The organism is Streptomyces sp. GC420, assembly GCF_009916105.1.
Classification (GTDB): Bacteria; Actinomycetota; Actinomycetes; order Streptomycetales; family Streptomycetaceae; genus Streptomyces.
Genome location: NZ_JAAAXQ010000440.1, coordinates 1 through 5,745 on the forward strand (window position 1 = coordinate 1; position 5,745 = coordinate 5,745).

The 5,745-nt window shown below is 71.9% G+C and carries 3 protein-coding genes and 3 pseudogenes; 2 read left to right on the plus strand and 4 right to left on the minus strand.

What is annotated here, in order from left to right; translation table 11 throughout:
• Window positions 1–1,741, plus strand: a 1,741-nt coding sequence (locus GUY61_RS33445) for a SpoIIE family protein phosphatase (RefSeq protein WP_208106783.1), incomplete at its 5' end; no start/stop codon positions are given.
• Between the two features lie 28 nt (window positions 1,742–1,769).
• Here GUY61_RS33445 and GUY61_RS40795 read toward each other — a convergent pair.
• Window positions 1,770–1,951: pseudogene (locus tag GUY61_RS40795) on the minus strand (MarR family transcriptional regulator); the annotation flags it as partial.
• 74 nt (window positions 1,952–2,025) lie between these two features.
• A pseudogene (locus tag GUY61_RS33455) lies at window positions 2,026–2,286 on the minus strand (helix-turn-helix transcriptional regulator); the annotation flags it as partial.
• Window positions 2,287–2,363: 77 nt separating this feature from the next.
• Between GUY61_RS33455 and GUY61_RS42010 the strand changes: the two are divergent.
• Window positions 2,364–2,489 (plus strand): annotated as a pseudogene (locus GUY61_RS42010) (SDR family oxidoreductase); the annotation flags it as partial.
• A 601-nt stretch (window positions 2,490–3,090) separates the two neighbouring features.
• Here GUY61_RS42010 and GUY61_RS33475 read toward each other — a convergent pair.
• Window positions 3,091–4,560: an APC family permease gene (locus GUY61_RS33475; protein WP_166634083.1), complete on the minus strand. Its 1,470-nt coding sequence runs from the start codon at window positions 4,558–4,560 to the stop codon at window positions 3,091–3,093.
• Between the two features lie 77 nt (window positions 4,561–4,637).
• Complete coding sequence (locus tag GUY61_RS33480; protein ID WP_166634084.1) at window positions 4,638–5,372, minus strand: FadR/GntR family transcriptional regulator; 735 nt, start codon at window positions 5,370–5,372, stop codon at window positions 4,638–4,640.
• Window positions 5,373–5,745 lie beyond the last annotated feature (373 nt).

Consider the following 5,745-nt stretch of genomic DNA (forward strand, 5'->3'; position numbering starts at 1 on the left):
CTCCTACTTCCTGCTGCGGGACGAGGCCGGCCGAGCGGTCGGCGTCTGCGAAGCCGGCCTCGACATCACCGACCGCTACGTGGCTCGGCACCGCCTGGCCCTGCTGAGCCGGGCGAGTGGCAGCATCGGACGGACGCTGAACATCCGGGGCACCGCGGAGGACCTGGCCCAGCTCGTGGTCCCCGAGTTCGCCGACGCGATCACCGTGGACCTGCTCGAACCGGTCCTGAACGGTCAGGAACCCCCGCCCGTCAGCCGCGACGGCAGGCCGGCAACCGATCTGCGCCGTGTGGCGAGGCAGGCACGCGACGAGACGTCCGGCGCCGTCGTGGACACCCCGGACATCCTGAGCGCCGTACGACTGCGCTGTCTGACGGATGCCGCGCCGGCCACCGATGCCGCCACGGGCGCGCTGGCCGTGCCACTGACAGCCCGGGGTGCCGTACTTGGCGCGGCGGTCTTCGTACGGACATCGCCGCGCGACCCCTTCGACGCCGAGGAGGCCGCGGTCGCCGGGGAGTTGGTCGCCCGGACCGCGGTCTGCGTGGACAACGCCCGCCGCTACGCCCGCGAACACGCCACTGCGCTCACCCTGCAACGTGAGCTGCTGCCCCGCACCCTGCCCGCTCCGGCCGGAGTCGAGGTCGCCCACCGCTACATGCCCGCGGCCGGACCGGCCGGCGTCGGCGGAGACTGGTACGACGTCATCCCGCTCTCTGGAGCCCGGGTGGGGCTGGTCGTCGGCGACGTGGCGGGACACGGACTCGGCGCGGCCGCAACCATGGGACGACTGCGTACCACCGTCGCCGCCCTCGCGGCCCTGGACCTCCCGCCGGAAGAGCTGCTGGCCCGGCTGGACGACCTGGTGACCCGGCCCGGCGCACCCCAGCCGACGGGCACCGAGGAGGACGACGTCGAGGACCAGGCCCTGGGTGTGACCTGCCTGTACGCCGTCTACGACCCGGTCTCCCGGACCTGCGCCATGGCCCGCGCCGGCCATCCACCCCCGGTACTGGCCACCCCCGATGGGCACGCCGAACTCGTGGACCTGCCCGCCGGGCCACCTCTCGGCCTGGGCGGCCTGCCCTTCGAAAGCGTCACCCTCGAACTGCCGCAGGGCAGCACACTGGCCCTGTTCACCGACGGCCTCGTCGAGAGCCGGGAGCTGGACATCGACGTCGGCGTCCGTGCCCTGTGTGACCGGCTCGCCAGTCTGGGTTCCGGTCCGCTGGAGGAGACCTGCGACGCCCTCGTCGGAGGGCTGCCCCAGCTTCCCGCGGACGACGCGGCCCTGCTCCTGGTCCGCGTGCACGCCCTGCCCGAGCACCTGGTGGTGACCTGGGACATCCCCGTCGACCCGGGCGAGGTGGCCCGCGCGCGGACGCTCGCCTGCGGCCGGCTGACCGAGTGGAACGTGCCGGACGAGGCGGCCTTCGTCGTCGAACTCGTCGTCAGCGAACTGGTCACCAACGCCATCCGGTACGGGGGCGCCCCGGTCCGGCTGCGGTTCATCCGGGAACGCGGGCTCATCGTCGAAGTCTCGGACGGCGGCCACACCTCCCCGCACCTGCGCCGGGCCACGATGGAGGACGAGGGCGGCCGGGGCCTGTTCCTCGTGGCCCAGCTGACCGACCGCTGGGGCACCCGCTACACGCCGACCGGCAAGACGATCTGGACCGAAGTACCGCTGACCGCACCCGAGTTGCCGGGAGTATCGCAGGTCGACGAGTTCAACCTCTGACAGGCCGAAGCGCAAGGACTGCCGGTTCTCAGCTCTTCGGCCGGCGTTCGCTGCGAGCGGTGTCGGCTCAGCGCCGTCGAGGAGGGTGAGGCGGCGTTCGTCGCCGTGTTCCTCGACCTGGAGCACGACCTGGCGCAGCCCGTCGGCGAGGCTGCGGCACTCCTCGCCGCTGAGCCGGGAAGCGACGAAGGCCTCCTCCTGGTTGAACTGTCGCTGTGACCTGCGGAAATCACAGAACGATGCTCGCTGCCCCTTGCGCGATCCTCCACCGCGGTCCAGCCGGCTCAGGGAAGGGCAGCTGCGGGGGTGCGTACGGTGTTCCGCAGGCGGGCCGCGTCCCGGCTCGGGGGTTCGCCGAACTGGCGGCGGTACTCGCGGCTGAACTGTGACGGGTTGTCGTAGCCGACGCGGTGGCCGACTCCTGTGACGTCGCCCGGGTGGGTGGCGAGCAGCAGCCGGGCCTCCTGGAGCCGGATCTGCTTCTGGAACTGGATGGGGCTCATGGCGGTCACCGCCTGGAAGTTGCGGTAGAAGGCGGAGAGGGCGGGCGGGGCGTCGCCGACGGCGAGCCCCGGCGGCGTGCCCGGGCCGGTGCGGGTGGCTCGTCCCGGCCCTCGCCGCGAGGACCGCGCTCGGCCGGGTCGGCGAACCCGACGACATCGGCGCGGTGATCGCCACACTGGTCTCCGACGAGAGCCGCTGGGTCACCGCTCAGAACATCGAGGTATCGGGCGGCTACAACCTCTGAGACCTGTCCGGCTGCCATGTGACTGGCCGGTACAGGGCTCGCCGGTAGGAGCGCCGGCGTCACCGGCGGACGCCACTCAGCCTGAGCCCTGCGACGAGGGCCGCCCGCGAACGGGGCGCGGCGGGGCGGGTGCGGGGAGGCGCGCCGATGGCGGAGCCGGTGCGTGAACCGCCGGGCGGGTCTCGTCCGATGAGGGTGTGTGAGCGAATTGAACCGGGGGAGCCCGGACGACACCGAACTGCTGCGAGCCTCGCGGACGGGGACCGGCGCGCCTTCGAGGAGCTGTACCGCCAGTGCGCACCATGGCTCGTGCCGGGGCTGCGGGGACGGTGCACCGATCCGGCGCTGGTCGACGATGAGCGCCACATCGGCGCGGCCGTCGCGCAGCATCCCTTCCTGCTCGCGCGTGCCGCTCGGCAGTGCCTCGATCTCGGCGGCGCTGGGCTCGGCCGCGTAGGCGCCGAGGAGCTTCTGCAGCAGTTCGTGGGCTCCGGTGGCGCCACGACTGGCTCCACCCGGCCGCGCGACCAGAGAAGCGGCAGGACCGCCGCGCCGATCAGTCCGTCCTCGTTGCGTCCGCGCTCTTGCCGGTCGCGAGGGCTCAGTCCGCGTCGGCCACGATGGAGCCGACGCGTTCGGCCAGGGTCGGGTCGCGGCGGACCAGGAGGGCCGCGTAGCCGACGGCGGCGAGCAGGGCGGCGATCGCCGCGTAGGGGAACCAGTTGTACGGCGCGGGCTGGCCGGGCTTGGCGAGGTAGTACAGCGGGACCAGGATGGCCACCGTGCCGAGCGCGGGCAGGAGGAGGTGCCGGATCACCCGGAACTCCTGCGGCCGGTACCTGCGGTAGTACAGCGGCAGGGCGATGTTGGACGCGAGGTAGACCAGCAGGATCAGGATGGCGCCGAGGGTCGATGACTCGGTGAAGAAGACCACCGGGTTCATCGAGTCGCCGGAGGACCCCAGCAGGTGGCCCAGGGCCCAACCGCCGATGATCAGCAGAGCGGTGGCAGTGAAGGTGATGATCGCCTTGTTCGGTGTGCGGCGGATGGGGTGCACATAACCGAAGAAGGAGGGGAGCAGCCCCTCGCGTCCGGCGTTGAACACCAGGCGGGCCTGGGAGTTGATGCCGGCGATCAGCACACCGAGGGTGGAGGTCAGTCCACCGAGGTAGGCGAGGAACGCCAGCACGCCGAGGGTGTCGTGGGCCACCTCGATGAACGGGATCCGGGATGCCCCGAGTCTGGTCACGTCGTAGCCGAAGCCGGTCACCGTGGCGTAGGCGAAGAGGATGTAACTCACCGTCATGATCGCGACGGAGGAGAACACCGCGCGGCCGACGTTGTGCCGCGGATTCTCCGTCTCCTCGGCGAGTGCCGCCGAGTTCTCCCAGCCGATGAACAGGTACACCGCCAGCGGGAAGCCGGCCGCCAGCCCCTTGAAGCCGTCGCTGATGTGGCTGGGCAGGAACGGGTCGAAGGACAGCTCGCCGCGGTGTTCCACCAGCGCGGCGACCGAGACCACGACCAGCACCAGCATCTCCGCGCCGAAGAAGTAGCCGGCCCACTTGGTGGAGACCACCACCCCGCGCAGCATCAGCGCCACGGCCACCCCGGTGAGCAGCAGCGTCCAGATGATCCACGGCAGGTCCACGCCGGTGTAGTGATGCAGGGTGATCTGCACGAACCCGCCGGAGATCGAGATGACGCCGGCCATCGCGATGATGTAGCCCAGCGCCGCCAGCAGCGCCGTGGTTACCGCGCTGACCGGCCCGAAGGTCTTGCCGACGAAGGTGATGAAGCTGCCCGCCGAGGGGTGCGCCCGGGAGAACTCCGCCAGAGTGTTGCCGAGGAGCGCCACCGCGATGCCCGCGGCCAGGATGGTCAGCGGTGACGCCACGCCCGCGGTGGTGGCCAGGAAGGCGAAACCGAAGAAGAAGCTCATGGCCGGGCCGACGTTGGCCATCGTGGCGGCGGCGATGTCCGCCATGCCGAGGACGCCGCCGCGCAGCCGCTGCGGCGCATCGCCGACGGGACCCGGCGGGGACAGCGGGCCGGATCCGGGGTTGGGCATGGCGGCAACTCCTCGTGCGGTGGGGCGGCGTGATGGACGCGCGGGTTCTCGACGGCCGGGCCGGCACGGACCGGCCGTCAGCGGTGCCGTGAACGGTGGTGTGCCTTCACTGCCTGCACGGCCGGATCGGTCGCACCCCGCCCGAGTTCGGCGAGCACTTCGGCGTGGCAGCGGTTCTGCGCCCGTACGACCGCGGGTTCCGGTGCGGGCAGCAGCAGGCACAGCCGGCCGAGCAGGTCGGCGGTGAACTCGCGTATTCCGGCGCCGCCGAGCGCCACCGCGAGGTCCAGGTGGAATCGGGTCTCCAGCTCGGCCAGGCGTGCCGGGTCGTCGGTCTGTTCCATCTCCTCGACCAGCACCCGAAGGCCGTCCAGCCGTTCGGCCGGGACCTCTCCCGAACTGTGCGCCACGAGGCCGCATTCGAGCAGGAGCTGGAAGGCATCCAGCGAAGCCGCCTCCTCGGGGTCGTGGGTCAGGGCTACGACGGTGTCCCAGTCCTGCGCGACGAAGGTTCCGCCCGCCCGTCCGCGCCGACGGTCGAGCAGACCGTCCTGGCACATGCCCTCCAGTGCGCGGCGCACGGTGATCTCGCCGATTCCCAGCTCCTCGGCGAGGACCCCGGCGTCCGGCAGCCGGTCTCCAGGCTGCACGGATCGCAGGCGTACCCGCAGGGCGATCCGTGACCGGACGAGATCGGATCCGCTCTGACCCCCGCCGGGCAGGGCGCGGGTGTGTCCCACACCGGTGACCGACGTCGTCCGGGCCGGGCCTGGCTGGTTGTAAGGCCCGAACTTGCCCGCTGCATTCGCCACGGCGCCACCCTAACGGCCTGCTGACCGCGGGCGCGCCCCACGACGGCCGTCGTGCGGTGCGCCGGGTCGGCGCCGAGGGCGAGCTCGCGCTCGGTGCGGGGGACGGCCCGCCGGTGGTTCCCGTGACGACGCCACTGTGTGATGCATGGGGACTCCCGAGGAGGTTCCGAATCAGCCCGGAACAGCCGGGGCGCGGCCTGGCGGCACGGTACGGGCGTCGCGACGGGAGGAGCGGGCCGCGATGCAGAAAAAATTAGAGCAAGATGAACAGTTAAACAAGACCCTGCTGCGACCGGTCCGGAGGGCGGGGGAGGGGGCAGCGGTTGCGGTCGGCTCGTCATGGCCCCCACCAGGGGATTTGCGCCACGGTGGG